This is a genomic window from Microbispora sp. NPDC046973 (assembly GCF_040644495.1).
Lineage (GTDB): Bacteria > Actinomycetota > Actinomycetes > Streptosporangiales > Streptosporangiaceae > Microbispora.
Map to the genome: position 1 here is coordinate 281,501 of NZ_JBEYWQ010000009.1, position 16,103 is coordinate 297,603.

The 16,103-nt window shown below is 72.6% G+C and carries 14 protein-coding genes; 3 read left to right on the top strand and 11 right to left on the bottom strand.

Going from position 1 to position 16,103, the window contains the following annotated elements; translation table 11 throughout:
- Positions 1 to 49: 49 nt before the first annotated feature.
- The 7 genes from ABZ860_RS19730 to ABZ860_RS19760 all read right to left on the bottom strand — a co-directional run bounded on the left by ABZ860_RS19730 (position 50) and on the right by ABZ860_RS19760 (position 7,700).
- A complete protein-coding gene (locus tag ABZ860_RS19730) occupies positions 50 to 1,003 on the bottom strand; it encodes a hypothetical protein (RefSeq protein WP_357222015.1) in 954 nt (317 codons plus the stop codon).
- Between the two features lie 72 nt (positions 1,004 to 1,075).
- A complete protein-coding gene (locus ABZ860_RS19735; protein WP_357222017.1) occupies positions 1,076 to 2,053 on the bottom strand; it encodes a copper transporter in 978 nt (325 codons plus the stop codon).
- A complete protein-coding gene (gene steA / locus ABZ860_RS19740; RefSeq protein ID WP_357222058.1) occupies positions 2,050 to 3,246 on the bottom strand; it encodes a putative cytokinetic ring protein SteA in 1,197 nt (398 codons plus the stop codon). The genes ABZ860_RS19735 and steA overlap by 4 nt, the downstream gene beginning before the upstream one ends.
- Positions 3,247 to 3,658: 412 nt before the next feature.
- Positions 3,659 to 5,428: a DNA repair protein RecN gene (recN, locus tag ABZ860_RS19745; RefSeq protein WP_357222019.1), complete on the bottom strand. Its 1,770-nt coding sequence runs from the start codon at positions 5,426 to 5,428 to the stop codon at positions 3,659 to 3,661.
- A gap of 182 nt (positions 5,429 to 5,610) precedes the next feature.
- Positions 5,611 to 6,549 (bottom strand): NAD kinase, encoded by a 939-nt coding sequence (locus ABZ860_RS19750; protein WP_357222059.1) that lies wholly within the window; start codon positions 6,547 to 6,549, stop codon positions 5,611 to 5,613.
- A 34-nt stretch (positions 6,550 to 6,583) separates the two neighbouring features.
- Positions 6,584 to 7,393 (bottom strand): TlyA family RNA methyltransferase, encoded by an 810-nt coding sequence (locus tag ABZ860_RS19755; RefSeq protein ID WP_357222021.1) that lies wholly within the window; start codon positions 7,391 to 7,393, stop codon positions 6,584 to 6,586.
- Positions 7,394 to 7,478: 85 nt separating this feature from the next.
- Positions 7,479 to 7,700, bottom strand: coding sequence for a hypothetical protein (locus ABZ860_RS19760; protein ID WP_357222023.1), 222 nt, complete (start codon positions 7,698 to 7,700; stop codon positions 7,479 to 7,481).
- 523 nt (positions 7,701 to 8,223) lie between these two features.
- On the opposite strand from ABZ860_RS19760, the gene ABZ860_RS19765 reads away from it, so the two are divergent.
- Positions 8,224 to 8,571, top strand: coding sequence for an SCP2 sterol-binding domain-containing protein (locus ABZ860_RS19765; RefSeq protein ID WP_183537259.1), 348 nt, complete (start codon positions 8,224 to 8,226; stop codon positions 8,569 to 8,571).
- A 141-nt stretch (positions 8,572 to 8,712) separates the two neighbouring features.
- Here ABZ860_RS19765 and ABZ860_RS19770 read toward each other — a convergent pair whose 3' ends face one another.
- Both ABZ860_RS19770 and ABZ860_RS19775 read right to left on the bottom strand, forming a co-directional pair.
- Positions 8,713 to 9,717: an HAD-IIA family hydrolase gene (locus ABZ860_RS19770; protein WP_357222025.1), complete on the bottom strand. Its 1,005-nt coding sequence runs from the start codon at positions 9,715 to 9,717 to the stop codon at positions 8,713 to 8,715.
- A 20-nt stretch (positions 9,718 to 9,737) separates the two neighbouring features.
- A complete protein-coding gene (locus ABZ860_RS19775; RefSeq protein WP_357222026.1) occupies positions 9,738 to 10,079 on the bottom strand; it encodes a tetratricopeptide repeat protein in 342 nt (113 codons plus the stop codon).
- 177 nt (positions 10,080 to 10,256) lie between these two features.
- On the opposite strand from ABZ860_RS19775, the gene ABZ860_RS19780 reads away from it, so the two are divergent.
- Positions 10,257 to 11,483, top strand: a complete 1,227-nt coding sequence (locus ABZ860_RS19780; RefSeq protein WP_357222028.1) for a DUF1015 domain-containing protein — start codon at positions 10,257 to 10,259, stop codon at positions 11,481 to 11,483.
- Here ABZ860_RS19780 and ABZ860_RS19785 read toward each other — a convergent pair.
- Positions 11,458 to 11,940: a single-stranded DNA-binding protein gene (locus tag ABZ860_RS19785; RefSeq protein ID WP_357222030.1), complete on the bottom strand. Its 483-nt coding sequence runs from the start codon at positions 11,938 to 11,940 to the stop codon at positions 11,458 to 11,460. The genes ABZ860_RS19780 and ABZ860_RS19785 overlap by 26 nt on opposite strands.
- A gap of 104 nt (positions 11,941 to 12,044) precedes the next feature.
- On the opposite strand from ABZ860_RS19785, the gene ABZ860_RS19790 reads away from it, so the two are divergent.
- Positions 12,045 to 12,971 carry an MBL fold metallo-hydrolase gene (locus ABZ860_RS19790; RefSeq protein WP_357222032.1) on the top strand — a complete coding sequence of 309 codons (927 nt, stop codon included), beginning with the start codon at positions 12,045 to 12,047 and terminating at the stop codon, positions 12,969 to 12,971.
- A gap of 98 nt (positions 12,972 to 13,069) precedes the next feature.
- On the opposite strand, the gene ABZ860_RS19795 is transcribed toward ABZ860_RS19790, so the two are convergent.
- The gene (locus ABZ860_RS19795; RefSeq protein ID WP_357222034.1) at positions 13,070 to 14,113 is read right to left on the bottom strand and encodes a hypothetical protein; all 1,044 of its coding nucleotides are present in this window, start codon (positions 14,111 to 14,113) and stop codon (positions 13,070 to 13,072) included.
- Positions 14,114 to 16,103: the final 1,990 nt, after the last annotated feature.

The window sequence follows — 16,103 nt, forward strand, 5'->3', positions numbered from 1 at the left end:
CCATGCCGGTGCCGTGCGCCCCCGCGGACGGCCCTGCCGGTCGTCCAGGTCACCCGTGCGACCCCGGCGTGCCGGGAGCGGTCTGCGGAGCGCGGCGGCCGAGCATGTCCAGGCGGTTGAGCACCCGGTTGCCGGCGATGACCTTGGTGAAGCTGACCTTCTCCGAGGCGGCGGTGAGAGCGGCGACGACACCGAGGGCGGCGATCCGGCCGGGCCTGCCCAGCCGGGCCGTGGCCGCCAGGCCGAGCAGCGCGCCGAGCGCGTTCGCCCCGGCGTCGCCGAGCATCGCGCGCTCGCCCAGGTCCTCCGGCAGCAGCGCCGCCGCCGCGCCCAGCGGGACGGCGGTCAGCGCGGCGGCCTGGCGGGAGCGCGGGCCGTACGGCGCGGCGATCGAGGCGGCCAGCAGAGGAGCCCCGGCGAGCAGCCCCACCTTGATCGCACGGCCGGGCCGCAGGTCGAACAGGTTGGCCAGATTGGCACTGCCGGCGATCAGCGCCCCGTCGACGAGCGTGTCGAGGGAGCGCGCCACCACGCTCCCGCCCCGGCCGTGGCGGGGGGCGAGCGCCGCCGCGGCGAGCCCGGTCGCGCCGATGCCGAGGATCTTGACCGCTCCGCTGGTCACCTCGCCGCGTGCGAGCGCGGCCAGGTGGCCCTTGAACCCCTTCGACGAGGTCGTGCCGAACAGGTCGTCGTACGCGCCGAGGACGCCGCTGCCCGCGCCGGCGAGCACGGCGGCCGCACGGGCCCGTACGGGGAGTCCGGGGGCCAGGGCGGAGGCGGCCACGGCGCCGGCGGCGAACGCGGGGCCCTCCAGCAGCGTGACCGGCTCGCCCCGGTGGTTGACCCGGGTCCAGTACTCGTCGGCGGTCTTCTCGTCGCCGATCGGCGGGCGGCGCCGGAAAGCGGCGAAGGCGGCGCGCGCGGCGGCCGCGCCGAGCGCGGCGCCGACGGCGGCCCCGAGCGCCGCGGCGGCGCGGGTGCCGGCCTGGGGACGTCTGGCCACGGCTGTTGCCCTTCTCTACGTGTTCGTCAGGCGCTCTATGTGTTCGTCCGGCGTGATGTGCCGACCGGCGGCTCAGCCCCGGCTCGCCGCCGGGGTGGGGGTCTGGCTGGGCGCGGTCACCGTGGGCTCGAACGCCGTCGCGCCGCTGCCGATGCCGTACGAGCCCGAACGGCCGGCCAGTTGCTCCCGCAGAGCGTAGACCACCACGACACGGCCCGCGGCGAAATCGACGGTGTCGACCGTGGAGACCGCCGAGGCCACGCCGCCGGTGTCGTGCAGCGCCGCGATGGCGCCGCCGTTGGCGGAGGCGGTGACGGTGCCCGCCAGGACGGTGCCGAGAGCGCCGCCGTCGAGGCCGGCCGCGACCGAGACCATCGCGTTCGTCTGCCGGTCCGCGTCCTCCCCCTCGTACGGCTGGGCCGGCGCGAGCACGACGGCCATCGTCGCGCGCTGCTCGGGGTCGCCGTTGAGGGTCAGGAAGTCGCCGGCCTGGAACGCCTCCAGCACGCCGGTCGCCGCGGGGTTGGCCCGGCCCGCCTGCGCGCGGTCGTTGGTCACGATCGCCCCGGCGAGCATCGCGGCGGCCTTGTCGTACGGCGTGGCCCCGTCGGGGAAGGTGGTGCCTGCCGGGGCGAGGTTGGTGGCGAGCCCGTCCACCACGCTCGCCTGCTCGGCGTCGAGGAACTTCTCCGTCAGGCTGACCCTGCCGGTGTAGGCGGCGCCCGCGCTCCTGACGAGCTTCTCGATCGGGTCGCGCAGGGCGGCCGACGCGCCGGGAGCCTCGACGAGCACGACGCGCTCGCCCGCGAGCTGGCCGCGCACGAGCTCGGGCAGGTGGGTCGTGACCAGCGAGTCGCCGCCCTCCTCACGCGTCTGCAGCTCCGAGATCTGCGTCAGGTACTTCTCGTTGGCCTGCCGCAGCGACGCGGTCATCTCCTCGGCCGACTTGAAGAACGTGGGCTCGAGCACGGTGCTGCCCAGCACGATGCCGACCGTGAGCGCGAGGAAGATCGCCACGATCGAGACGAGGTGATAACGGAAATCGATCACGAGAAGAGTCCGACCAGCCAGAAGATGAAGCCGTTCCAGGCCACGCGCAGGCCGTTCAGCCACACCTGGCCGATCGGCGATACCGACAGGACCACACCGATCGTGACCAGCGTGGTGGCCACGAGCAGCAGCAGGGAGGGCGTGGAGATCCGGCTGCGGTAGAGCCTGCTCACGCCCTTGGCGTCCACGAGCTTGCTGCCGACCCGCAGGCGGGTGAGGAACGTGCTCGCCGCGCCCGATCTGCCCTTGTCCAGGAATTCGTCGAGCGTCCAGTGGGTGCCGACCGCGACGATCAGCGTGGCGCCCTTGTCGTCGGCCAGGAGCATCGCGATGTCCTCGCTCGTCCCGGTCGCGGGGAACACGACCGCCTCCTGGCCCAGCTTGCGCACCCGCTCGAGCCCCGGCGCCCGCCCGTCGCGGTAGGCGTGGACGACCAGTTCGGCGCCGCAGCACAGCGCCTTCTCCGAGACGGAGTCGAAGTCGCCCACGATGATGTCGGGCACGTACCCGGCCTCCAGGAGCGCGTCCGCCCCGCCGTCCACGCCGATGAGCACCGGGCGGTACTCCCGGATGTACGGCCGGAGCGTCGCGATGTCCTCCTTGTAGTGGTATCCCCGCACCACGATGAGGGCGTGGCGGTTCTCCAGGGTGGTGCGGATGTCGGGCACGCCGACCCCGTCGATCAGGAGGTCGCGCTCGCGCCGGACGTACTCCATCGTGTTCGCGGCGAAGGCCTCGATCTGGACGGCGAGGCCCGCGCGGGCCTCGGTCATCGCCGCCTCGACGCTCTCGGCGGTCTGCGGCTGCCCCTTGCCGACCAGTTCCTCGCCGAGGTAGACCATGCCGTCGTGGACGCGGATCACGTCGCCGTCGGCGATCCGCTCGAACAGTTCCGGCGACGCGTTGTCGATCAGGGGGATGCCCGCGTCGATCAGGATCTGCGGCCCGAGGTTGGGGTAACGGCCGCTGATGCTCGCGGCGGCGTTGACCACGGCCGCCACGCCGCACGCGACGAGGGCCTCCCCGCTGACCCGGTCGATGTCGACGTGATCGATAATCGCGATTTCCCCGGGCTTGAGGCGCTTGGTCAGCCTCTTCGTCCGCCTGTCGATTCTCGCCACTGCCGTCACCCCGGGAAGGCCGTCGGCCTTCCTGCGGCGGAGGCCCGGAACATTCAAGCTCGGGACCTTCATCATGACCATCCTGCCAGAGGCGGCGACCGCCACGCTTCCACACCCCACGGCTCGTCTGAATTGTCACTGCAAGTCAGGGATGTTGCCGAGGTGCGCCGACCGGGGGCAGCCGAGCCAACGCACACCTTCCGTGACGCCGTCCGCCCCCGTTCCTCCGCCCCCTCGTTGCCGGGGCTTGACTGCTTCCCGGCGCGCCCTGATCCAAACGTCACCCCCGCGCGCGCCCCGCCGAGTGTACGCGCGTCGCCGGGCCCGCACGGCTCTCACCCGGCGACGCGGGCGCGGCGGCCCCATCCCGGAGAGCCTCAGCCCGGCGGACGCCGGCACGGCGGGCCCGGGGACCCCCGATCGACTGGACCGGAGAGCCCAGCCCGGCTGGACCGGGACCTCGGCCCCGGCGGGTCTGCGGCCCTCAGCCGGCGGCTCGCCGGCCTGAGCGCTTGGCCGCCCCCGAGGACGCCTTCTCCCAGGCGGCCTTGTCGGCGGCGGCGATGGACAGCAGCTCGGCGGCGTGCGCCCGGCCGAGCTCGGAGTCCTCCAGCCCGGCGAGCATCCGCGACAGCTCCCGCTCGCGGCCCTCCTGGTCGAGCGTCACGACGCCGCTGCGGACGACCCTGCCGTCGCTCGCCTTCTCCACCACGAGGTGCTGGTCGGCGAAGGCCGCCACCTGCGGCAGGTGGGTGACCACGATGACCTGCGCCGTCCTGGCGAGCTTGGCCAGCCGCCTGCCGATCTCCACGGCCGCCTTGCCGCCCACGCCCGCGTCGACCTCGTCGAACACGAATGTCGGAACGGGGTCGGCGCCGGCGAAGACCACCTCTATGGCGAGCATCACCCGGCTCAGCTCGCCGCCGGACGCGCCCTTGGTCAGCGGCAACGGCGGCGCGCCCGGGTGGGATGCCAGCCGGAGCTCGACCTCGTCCACGCCGTGCGGGCCGAAGCCGTCGGTGGCCGTGATCGCCACGCTCACCCGCGCGTGCGGCATCGCGAGCGCGGTCAGCTCCTCGGTCACCGCCTGGCCGAACCGGTCGGCGGCGGCGGTGCGGATGGCCGTCAGTTCACCGGCCAGCTCGCCCAGCCGCTCGGTGAGCTCGCCGTGCTCCCGCGTCAGCTCCTCGATGCGCTCGTCGTCGCCTTCGAGCTCCGTCAGCCTCTCGGCGGCCCGCTGCGCCCATGCGAGCACGGCCGTGACGTCCTCGCCGTACTTGCGCATGAGCCCGTTCAGCGCCGCCCTGCGCTCCTGCACGGCCGCGAGCCGCGCCGGGTCGGCCTCGACCGACTCGGCGTAGGCGGCCAGTTCGGTCGCCACGTCGGAGACCAGGTAACCGGCTTCGGCCAGGCGATCGGCGAGCCCGGCGAGCGCGGGATCGAAGTCGCGTACCGACTCCACGGCCGTCTTGGCGTGACCGAGCAGCGACACGGCGTCCTGCACGTCCTGCGCGCTCGACATCGGATCGCCGAGCAGCGCGGCGTGCGCGGTCGTGGCGGCGGTGCGCAACGCGTCGGCGTGGGAGAGCCGCTCGGCCTCCTCCTTCAGCTCGGCGTCCTCCCCCGGCCTGGGCTCGACCTTCTCGATCTCCTCGAGGCCGAACCGCAGCACGTCGGCCTCCTGGGCCCGCTCCCTGGCCTTCACGGTCAGCTCGTGGAGCAGCTCGCCCACCTGCTTGTGCCGCTTGTACGCCTGCTCGTAGGCCCGCAGGGGCTTGACCAGCTCGTCGCCGGCGTAGCGGTCGAGCGCCGCACGCTGCCTGCCGGGCTGCAGCAGCCGCTGCTGGTCCATCTGTCCGTGCACGGCCACCAGGTCGTCGGCGATGTACGTCAACGTGCCCACCGGCACGGCACGGCCGCCCAGCCAGGCGCGGGAGCGGCCCTCGGCGGAGACCGACCGGGAGATGATGAGCTGCCCGTCCTCGATCTCGCCGCCGACGTCGGCGACCTGCTGGGCCACGCGGCCGGCTGGCTCGATCACCAGCGTGCCCTCGATCAGCGCCTTGTCGGCGCCCGGCCGGACCCTGGCCGGGTCGGCCCGCCCCCCGAACAGCAGGCCGAGACCGGTGACGACCATCGTCTTGCCGGCCCCCGTCTCACCCGTGACGACGGTGAATCCCGGCGACAGCTCCAGTACGGCCTCGTCGATCACGCCGAGCCCCTGGATGCGGACCTCCTCGACCCGTGGCCGCACTGGTCCCTCCCGTTTTGCCGACCGAACTCGCCAGAGATCCTACGCGTAACTCGTCAAGATTTTCGAGGACAGCGTGTCCGGACCGCGACCCGAACGAGAATCTGTGGACACAAAAGCCCTGCTCATCCGGCATATCGCAACCAACCACCGCAACTCGCTGTGGACTGCGGCGCCTCTCGCGGTCAGCCGGAGCGTACGCGGCCCCGCCAGCCCTGCACCGGCAGGCCGAACTTCGCCACCAGGCGGTCGGTGAAGGGCGCCCCGGTGGTCTCCACGCCGAGCAGCCGGGCCAGCCGTACGGGCACCTCGCCCCTGCGGACCTCCACCCGGGCGCCGGGCGGGATGTCGAAGCGGCGGCGGCCGTCGCACCACAGCACACCGGCGCTGGTGTCGGGGAGGATCTCCAGCGCGAGCGTGGACTTCGGCGACACCACCATCGGCCGGGCGAACAGCGCGTGGGCGCTGTTGGGCACCAGGAGCAGCGCCTCGACCTCGGGCCAGACCACGGGGCCGCCGGCCGAGAAGGCGTACGCCGTCGATCCCGTGGGGGTCGCGCAGATCACGCCGTCGCACCCCCAGCGCGACAACGGGCGGCCGTCGATCTCCGCGACGACCTCCAGCATGCGGTCCTTCTTCTCGACCGACGCCTCGTTGAGCGCCCAGGTCCGCGCGAGCACCGACCCGTTCAGGCGTACGACGGCCTCGATCGTCATGCGCTCCTCGACCTCGTAGCGGCCCTCGACCACCAGGTCCACCACGGACGCCAGGTCCTCCACCTCCGCCTCGGCGAGGAAGCCCACGTGCCCCAGGTTCACGCCGAGCAGCGGCACCGCGGCCGGGCGGGCCAGTTCGGCGGCGCGCAGCAGCGTGCCGTCGCCGCCCAGGACGAGGATCAGCTCGGCCTCCTCCAGCGCCGCCCCGTTCTCCGGGACCACCTCGGCATGGGCGCACCCGAGCTCCTCGGCCTCCTCGTCGAGCACCCGGACGTTGATGCCCGCCTCGATCAGCCGCTCCATGACCAGGCGGGCGCTGCGCACCGCCGCCTCCCGGCCCGTGTGCGCCGTCACCAGGACGGTCCTCTTGGCGTCCGCCCGGTCGCCCGCCGCGCCGCCCGTGCTCATCGCGCTCATCGTCTCCACGCCTCGCCGCCCGCGCTCAGCGCGGTCCCTCCGCGACCGCCGTGTCGATGGCCGCGTCCACGTCGGGCACGGGGTCGTGTCCCGGCCCCTTCCCGAGCCACACAACGTATTCCACGTTCCCCGACGGCCCCGGCAGCGGGCTCGCCGTCACGCCCTTCACCGTCAGGCCCAGCGAGCCCGCCACCGCCGCGACGTCCCGCACCGCCTGCGCCCGCAGAGCCGGGTCGCGTACGACGCCTCCCGCGCCCACGCGCTCCTTGCCGACCTCGAACTGCGGTTTGACCAGCATCGCGAACTCCGCCACCTCGGCCGCGCAGCGCACCAGAGCCGGGAGCACGAGCCGGAGGGAGATGAAGGACAGGTCGCCGACGATCAGCGTCGGCGGCTCGCCGACCATCTCCGGGGTCAGGTCGCGGACGTTGACCCGCTCCATCACCGTGACCCGCTCGTCGGTACGCAGCGACCAGGCGAGCTGGCCGTATCCCACGTCGACCGCGAGCACGTGGGCGGCGCCGTGCCTGAGCAGCACGTCGGTGAAACCGCCGGTCGAGGCTCCCGCGTCGAGGCACCGGCGCCCCTCGACGCGGAGCCCTTCGAACGCGCGCAGCGCGCCGAGCAGCTTGTGGGCGCCCCTGGACACGTAGTCGGGGCCCTCCGCCGTCTCGGCGACCACGATGGGGGCGGCCGTGTCCACCTGCGTGGCCGCCTTGCCCGCCACCTGACCTCCGACGCTGACCCGGCCCGCCTCGATGAGCTGGACCGCCTGCTCTCTGGACCGGGCGAGCCCGCGGCGTACGAGCTCGCTGTCCAGCCGGACGCGCTTCACCTGGCCCGCCCCGCCGCGCCGTCCCGTGCCGTCCCGACCCGCGTCCGCCCCCGGCTCGCGGCGTCCGCGGCCGCTCCCGTGGCGCTCACTGATCGCTCTCCCGGCCGCCGTGCGCTCCGGGCTGCCGCTCCCCGGCATCCTCCACGGACGCGAGCACCGCTTCGAGGCCGGCGAGGACCTGTTCGAAGACGCCCACGTGCTCGGAGACCGGCGCGTGCGCCAGCCGTCCGAGGGGCGACAACGCGGCCTGCACGCCGTCGGCGCCCGAGGCGAGGTGCTCCCCGGCCGCGATCCCGCTGTCCGTCATGGTCCCTTCCTGCTCCGATCAGCTGCCCCGTCACTTCCTGTCACGCTTCTCCGTGCGCGGCCCCCACGCTCGCGCCCGGGATTCGGCCCGGCTCACGCCGGACCGCACCCCGGACGTCGCCGGACGACGCACGCGGCCATGCCGCACGGCCCACCCGTGCGAGCCCCTGCGGCGCTGGTCGCCTCGACGCTATCGGACCCCACCGACGGTCGTGCGCCGTCCGGCCGTTCCGCAGGGAGCACGGGGGACCGGGGACCGCCGGCCGCATGCTCTCGCCTCAGACGCCCCGAGCGAGGCCATGCTCACCTCGCCGTCCCTTTGGTCGCGAAATCTACGGCTCGCGGACCGCCGGACTCCTGCCGTTGCCTTTCCATGACCCGACGCGGATTTCGCGCAGGCCGCCCGTGGAAAGCTACTGTCGGTAGGAAGAGGGGAATCACGTCGTCGACCGCTGATCCGTGCACGGTTGACCAAGGGACACGGTTTACCAGGAGACACGGTCCGCGAGGAGAAGGGCAGGCGCATGGCGACCGTCGAGGAATGCCGGGCGGCGCTGGACAAACTCGTCGAGCACTTCGACGAGATAAGCGAGGAGGATCGTGCCAAGCACGTGGTCGAACGCCGGCTGGCCTGCCGGATCTCCGACCTCGGCGTGACCTTCTACGGCCGCATCCACCGGGGCGGGCTCGACCCCTTCAAGGAGGTGCCCCCGGAGGACGGCCGGCCCGCCGAGGTCAAGCTGACCCTCAAGAGCGAGGACCTGGTCTCGATGGTCAACGGCGAACTCGACATGGGCCGCGCGCTGCTGGGCGGCCGGGTCAAGATCGACGCGAGCCTCGGCGATCTGCTGCGCCTTCGCAAACTCCTCTGACCGCTCCCGCCGAAGCCGCGCCGCACCCCGGCGCCGAGACCTCGCCGCCCAGGACGAGGTCAGGATCGTAAGACGCGGTTTTCGGGGCGGCGGCCGCAGCGCCGTGAGACCTGGGCGTGAGGCGACGCTGCCCCACGCCGGTCAGCGGCCGAGCGCCGCCAGGGCGGCCTTCACCGCGTCCTCGTCCGCCTGGCCGTCCCCCGCCGCCTCCCAGGTGGCGGCGCACGCCGCGCGCAGCCCCTCGACGGGGTCGCCCTCCCCGGTGAGCACGAGCTTCCCGTCCCGCCACGCGGCCGTCCACCCGCCGCAGGTCCAGCCGTCCGAGCCATGCCGTACGGGAACCACGGGGGCGTGCAGGCCCGACAGGTCGGCGGCGATGTGGGTGGGACGGTGATGGGGCGCGGCGGTGAGCACGTCGAGAGGACCGGCGACACCGGTCAGCACGAGCAGGCTGTCGACACCGGCCCGGGTCGCGCCCTCGATGTCGGTGTCGAGCCGGTCGCCGACGATCAACGGTCTCTCGGCGCGGGTGCGGATCATCGACTCGCGGTGCAACGGCGGCTCAGGCTTGCCCGCGACCACGGGCTCGACGCCGGCCGCGGTGGCGATCACGCGGCTCATCGCGCCGTTCCCGGGCTGCTCGCCCCGGCCCGTCGGCATGGTCGTGTCGCCGTTGGCCGCGACGAACCACGCCCCCTGACGTACGGCGAGCGCCCCTTCGCAGAGCAGCCCGTAGGACAAGGTGTCGGCGATGCCCTGCACCACGGCGGCGGGCGCGTCGAGGGCCGTCGTCACGGGGCGCAGGCCGTGCTCGCGCAGGGCCATCCGCAGTCCCATGCCGCCCACCACCAGGACGGCCGAGCCCGCCGGCACGTGCTCCGCGACGAGCCGGGCCGCCGCCTGCGCGGAGGTCACCACGTCTTGCGGGGCGGCCGGAATGCCCAGATGGCTGAGGTGCTGGGCGATCGCCCCCGGCGTGCGGGACGCGTTGTTCGTCACGAACGCGAGCCGCACGCCCCGGTCCCGGGCCTTCACCAGCGCCTCCGGCGCGCCGGGGACCGCGTGTTTGCCGAGGTAGACGACGCCGTCGAGGTCGAGCAGCAGCGTGTCGTAGGCGTCCACGAGCACGCCGGTGGTTTCTGGCATGTCGGAAGTATGGCCTACGGTCACGCCTGCCTCGCCCGCAGCGTGGCCCTGACCTGCTTCAGCGCGGACACGTAGTGCCTGAGGTCGGGACGCATCGCCACCGCCACCGCGAGGGGCTCCTGCGCTCCCTCGATGTCTCCGCTGCGCCACAGCGACAAGCCGAGACCGAAGTAGGCGTAGTCTTCGGCGGGGTTGGCGTCGACGATCCAGCGGAAGCTGCCCGCCGCCTCGTCGTAACGCTTGGAGTTGAACTGGGCCCGGGCGAGGGCCTCACGGATGCTGCGCGAGTCGGGCTCGGCCTGCACGGCGTGCTCCAGGATCGCCGCCGCCGCGGCCGGGCTGCCCTCTTCGAGTAGTTTCATGCCACGCTTGAACCACTCGTAGACACCGCCGGAAGGCGTACCGCCCGGATCATTGGAAAAAGCAGAGGCCTCGTTTCGTCCTTCGATCATGGGGTAAGCCCTCCTGCACTCCGATTTCACAAGCAACCGGGCACCGCAGCGTCGGGGAGTCCGGGCACTTATGGCAACATGCCCGGTATGGAGAGTTCTGAACGGGCGGGACTGGTGCTACGTCCGTTCCACGGCGTCCGTTACGCGGTGGACGATCTGGCCGCTGTCACCTCCCCGCCGTACGATCTCATCTCCCCTGACGAACTGCGGGAACTGCTCAGTCGTCATCCGAACAACGTGGTGCGCCTGATCCTTCCCGGGATCAGCCACTACGGTGAGGCGAGCGCCGCGTTGCGCGAGTGGCTCGCCGATGGAGTGCTGACCGTCGACTCCCTGCCCGGTCTGTACGTGTACGAGCAGAGCGGCGTCGGTTTCCTGCAGCGGGGCCTGATCGGAGGCGTCGGGGTCGGGTCGACCGCGATCCTTCCGCATGAGAACGTCCTGCCGGAGCCCGTCGCCGACCGGCTCGCCCTGATGCGGGCGACGCAGGCCAACTTCGAGCCGATCTTCCTGTTGTACGAAGGCGGCGGCACCGCCTCGCGGCTCGTCGACGACGTGGCGACACAACGCTTCCCCCTTATGGACGTCCGGACCCGTGAGGGCGTGCACCACCGTCTCTGGGCGGTGACCGATCCCCACGAGATCGAAGCCGTCGCTCAGGACCTGCACGATCGTCAGGCGCTGATCGCCGATGGTCATCACCGCTACGCCACTTATGAGGCGCTGCAGAGGGACCACATCGGTCCCGGCCCCTGGGACTACGGCCTGGCGTACCTGGTCGACTCCACGGCCTACCCGCCCGACCTCAGGGCCATCCACCGTGTCATCCCCGGGCTGCCCCTGCAGGAGGCCGCCGCCCGGGCCAAGGGGGCGTGGCAGGTCCACGAGTTCCCCTTGGTCGAGGACGCCCTCGCGGGGCTCGCCACGGCGACCGGCCCCGCCTTCGTGCTCGCCGGCGAGGGGCCCGCCCACCTGCTGACGGATCCGGACCCGCTGCAGGTCGAGCACGCCATGCCGTCCGGGCAGTCCCCGCGGTGGCGGATGCTCGACACTTCGATCCTCACGACGTTCCTCCTGCCCAAGGTGTGGGGGATCGTCGACAGCGAGCAGTCGGTGATGGTCGTGCACCATGATCCGCTCGCCGCCGTGGAGAGGGCGCGCCGGATCGGCGGGACGGCGGTGCTGCTGAATCCGCTGTCCACGGAGGACGTCCTCACGGTCGCGGCGCAGGGCGAGCGGGTGCCGCGCAAGTCGACCTCGTTCGGTCCCAAGCCCCGTACGGGCCTGGTCATGCGGACCTTCGCCACTGACTGATCGTCTCGTCGGCGGGCTCCGCTCCGCCGGAGCACGCCTCGTCGGGCGCAGGTGCGTCGGCGACCTCACCACCGGTATCACCGGCCTGGTCGGCCTCGGTGGCGGTGCCGTCATCGGCCTGGCGCGTTCTTCTGCGTGGCCTGCCGCGGGGCGCGGCCGCCTCGACCCGGCGTGCCGTACGGACCTCGATCTCGTAGCGACTTCCGCCACGCCACCAGCGACGGCGCAGCGCCCCCTCCACCTCGACCAGATCATCGAGCCGCCAGCCGGCCAGCATATCGCGCACGCCGTCGTCGAGCGTCACGCACTCGATCGCGTCCGACCGCTGCCGGGCCGAGCGGCTTGCCGGCCTGCGGACCGCGAGACGCCACTGCGTCAGCAGGGCTCCGCTCGGCAGTTCCCGGTGTGCCGGCTCCATGGACAGCCGCCCGGCCAGCAGCACCTCGTTGCGGTGCATGTGATCTCCTCTCTGACGTGGAGATCACTATGCGTGACCAGGTTGGGCCGGCACGGCCCTGAATGCCATTCTGTGAATACCGGTTCTAGTTTCAGGAGTGGGCTGTGGACAACGTGACTCCACTCGGCGGCGACGTCTACGAGATCGACACGCGGATGGCGGGGTACTCCGGCATCACCGCCGGTTATCTGATCCTCGGCGACCGTCCCTGCCTCGTCGAGACGGGCACCTCGACCTCGGCTCCCGTGGTCAGGGACGCCCTGTCCTCCCTCGGGGTGGGACCGGACGATCTCGCGACCGTCGTGGTCACCCACATCCATCTGGATCACGCCGGCGGCGTGGGGGACATCGCGAACTACTATCCGTCCGCGGAGATCGTCGTCCATGAGAAGGGCGCCCGCCATCTCGCCGATCCCTCCCGGCTCATGGCGAGCGCCAAGATGGTCTGGGGCGACAAGCTCGACGTGCTCTTCGGCACTCTGGCGCCGACCGATGCCGCCCGCATCAGGGCCCTGGGCGACACCGGGACGATCGATCTGGGCAACGGCCGTACCCTGGCGAGCCACTACTCCCCCGGCCACGCCAAACACCACGTGGGCCTGCTGGACTCGCTCACCGGTGACCTGTACGTGGGCGACGCCGCCGGCGTGTATCTGCCCGAGACCGGAGACCTGCGGCCCGCCACGCCGCCGCCGGACTTCGACCTCGACGTCGCCCTCGGCTCGATCGCGCTGTTCACGGCCCTGAAGCCGCAGCGGCTGCTGTTCAGTCACTACGGACCGGTGGATGACGTGCCCTCGACCCTCGAACGGTCGGCCGAAGAGCTCCGCATCTGGGTGGACCTCACCAGACGGGCCAGGGCCGAGGGACTCGATCTCGATCACGCCGTCGCCATGGTGCGCGACCGGACCCGCGAGCGGTACGCCGCGCTACGCGCCGACGAGGTCACCGCCGAACAGTTCGAGCTGCTCAGCGGCGCGCCGTCGAACGTCGCAGGGATCATGCACTGGCTGGACCGCGCCCCGCGCTGACTCCCGGACCCCCTGAAGCGACACGTGGAAGCACGGTCTCTCGGGACTCGTCTCAAAGCGTACGGGCGCCGCCTCGGCGGCGCCCGTACGGAGGGACATCAGGGCTGGCGCTTCACCCGATCCTCGGAATCCTCGGGGTCGTCGAGCACGTCGCCGAAGTTCGGCTCGATGAACGCCGGGCCGTAGGACGGCGCGCTCTTGGCGGAAGGCTGCTCGGCCACCTCGTCGGCCTCGCCCGTCTCGTCGCCGGCCGGGGCCTCTGAGGACACAGGCGCCACCGGTGCGGGTCCCTCGGTGGCCGAGGACGTAGCGGCCGCATCGTCGCCCACGGAGTCGCCCTCCGCCAGATCGTCGGTCAGATCGTCCTCGTCGGAGAGAACGTCGTCCCGGGGCCCGCCGGGGAGGTCCTCCTCCGCCGCCTCGTCCTTGACCGCCTCTCGAATGCCCTCGTCGCCGATTTCCTCTTCATCGTCGGCAAGGTCGTCCAGGAGGTCGCCGGATTCGGCGCCGGACTCGTCGTACCCCTCCTCCAGGTCCTCGATGAGTCCGCCGGTCAGCTCGGCGTAGCGTTCGGCCGCGTCGGTCTCGCCGTCCTCGTCGAACGCCATCGCGCGGGCGAACCAGTCGGTCGCCGCTTCTTCGTGCCCCGCCTCGGCCAGGGCGTCCGCGTACGCGAAGGCCAGGCGGGCCGACCACGGCTTCGGCTGAGGATCGCGCAGCTCCGGAACACGCTGCAGCGTGATCACGGCCGCGTCGTGCTGGCCGAGGTCGCGACGGGCCCCGGACTCCACGATGGCGAGCTCGATCCTGCCCGCGCGGTCCAGCCGTTCGGCCTCGCGCGAGCGGACGAGGTCGAGCGCCCGCTCGGGCCGCCCGAGCCCGCGCTCGCAGTCCGCCATGATCGGCAGGTACTCGTCCGAGCCGGTGATCCGCCTGGCGGCCCGGAGGTCGCCCAGCGCCTCGGCATACTGACCCGCGTGATAGGCGGCGATCCCCGTGGCCTCGCGCACCACGCCGATCCTGCCCGCGAAGCGGCGGGCCACCTTGGCGTGCTCGTAGGCCTTCTCCGGATCCTCCCCGCTCAACGCACGGGCGGCCGCCACGAGGTGGCTGGCCACGAGGTCCGCCAGGTCGTTCGGCAACGAGCGAAGCTCGGCACGCGCCTCCCGGTCCAGCTCGTCCGGCGTGATGTCCGGGTCGAGCGGAGGGATCTCCTCACGCGTCCTCGGCCTGCTCGGCTCGTCCGGCCTGCCGTAGCGGGTCCGGCTGCCGCCCCGCTCGTCCCGGCTGAAGGGACGCGCCGCGCCGCGGTCGCCGCTGAAGGGCCTGGGCTCGTCACGGTCCCTGCCGAACGGCCGGGCGCCACGATCGCCGCCGAACTGCCGCCGTGGCCGGTCGCCGGAGCCTGGCTCGCGCCCGCGGAACGTCCGGGTTCCTTCCTCACGCTCGCGGCCCGGACGCCTGTCGTCGCGGTCCCGGAAGGATCCTCCGGACCGGTCGTCTCCCGGCGTACGGCGCGGCCTGTCGCGGAACGAGTCACGGTCGCGATAACGGTCGCCACCCGCGTCCTGCCGGTCCCCGTAGGGGCGCCTGGGCCTGTCCTCGCCACCTCTGCCGTCGCGGTCGCCGAACGGACGGCGCGGCCGCTCCTCGCCGCCGAAGCGCCGGTCGGTCCCCCGGTCGCCGCCTCGATCGCCGTACGGACGGCGGGGACGGTCGGAGCGCTCGTACCCGCTTCCGCCCCTGTCGCCGCGGCCGTAACCGCGCTCCTGGTCCGGACGCCGCGGGGGGCGGCCGCCGGAGCCGTCACGACCATCACGACCATCACGCCCGTCGCGTTCGTCGCGAGGCGTGTACGAGCGGCCCTCTCGGCTCTCCCGGCCTTCGCGGCCGTCTCGACCGTCGCGCTCGCGGAAGCCGTAGCGCCCGCCGAAACCGCCGCCCTGGCGCTGCGGGCGGTCTCCGTACCCGCCACCTTCCCGCCGATCCGTGCGGCGCTCACCGTACGGCCGGCTGCCGCGGTCGTCGGAGCGGAACGGGCGTCCACCTCGCTCCTCACGATCCCGGGAGCCCTGGCCGCCTCGGAAGTCGTCGCGGTCCCCGTAAGAGCGGCGCGGCCGATCGGTGCGGAAGGAGTCCCGGTCCTGGTAGACGCGTTCCTTGCGGCCTTCGGCGCCTCCGGCTTCCTTTCGCCCTTCGAAGCCTCCGGCATCCCTGCGTCCCTCGAAGCCGCCGGCCCCGCGCGGCCGGTCACCACCGCGTGCGAAACTCCGCCCCCCGTCGCGGTCGCGGTACCCGCCGCGCTCGTCGGGACGGCCACCCGAGCGGTCCCCGCTACCGAAGGGACGGCGACCGCGGTCATCCCGGTCACGGTAGCCATCGCGCCTGTCGCGATCCCCGTAGGAGCCGGTCGCCCTGTCACCACGATCACGTGAACCGAAGCGTCCCCCGGACGGCCCGCCCTGGTCGCGGTAGCCGCGTCTGTCGGACTGGAACGGGCGCTCCCCGCGGTCGCCACGGTCGCCACGGTCACCGCGGTCGCCGCGGTCGCTCCGGAAGCCTTCTCTCCGCTCTCCATAACGACCGCCGAAGCCGCCGCTTCCTCCGTTACCGCGGAATCCTCCGGCGCGCTCAGCCCGGTTGCTGCTCTCTTCGCGGTTGTCTCCGCCACGGCCCGCGCCGTCGCGCCCGTCTTCTCTGTTCACTTCTGTCCTCTGTTGCTTGCTCACCGCGTCCGGTTCGCCGGCCGCAGGGCTCTGTCTTCCCGCTGTCCTGACTAGTGGGGATCCGCCCCATACCCGATGAGTTCCAGGGAAGACATGGTGTTTTCGCCGCAGGTCCGCTGAGATGGCGTCCGCCGCAGCCTTCGCTTCTCGTCCGATGCGACGAAGGCCACCTGTGGTGGGGTGGCCCGGCACTGCCAGCCTAGCGCGCCCTCACCACCGCCCGGGCCTCTACAGGAGCTTTCGTTCCCGGGCGACACGGGTTTCGGCGTGGTGAGGACATGGCCCCATAAATGCGGAAGGGCCACCCCAAGCGGGGTGGCCCTCCCAACAAAGATTGTCCGGCGGCGTCCTACTCTCCCACACCGTCCCCGGTGCAGTACCATCGGCGCTGACAGGCTTAACTTCC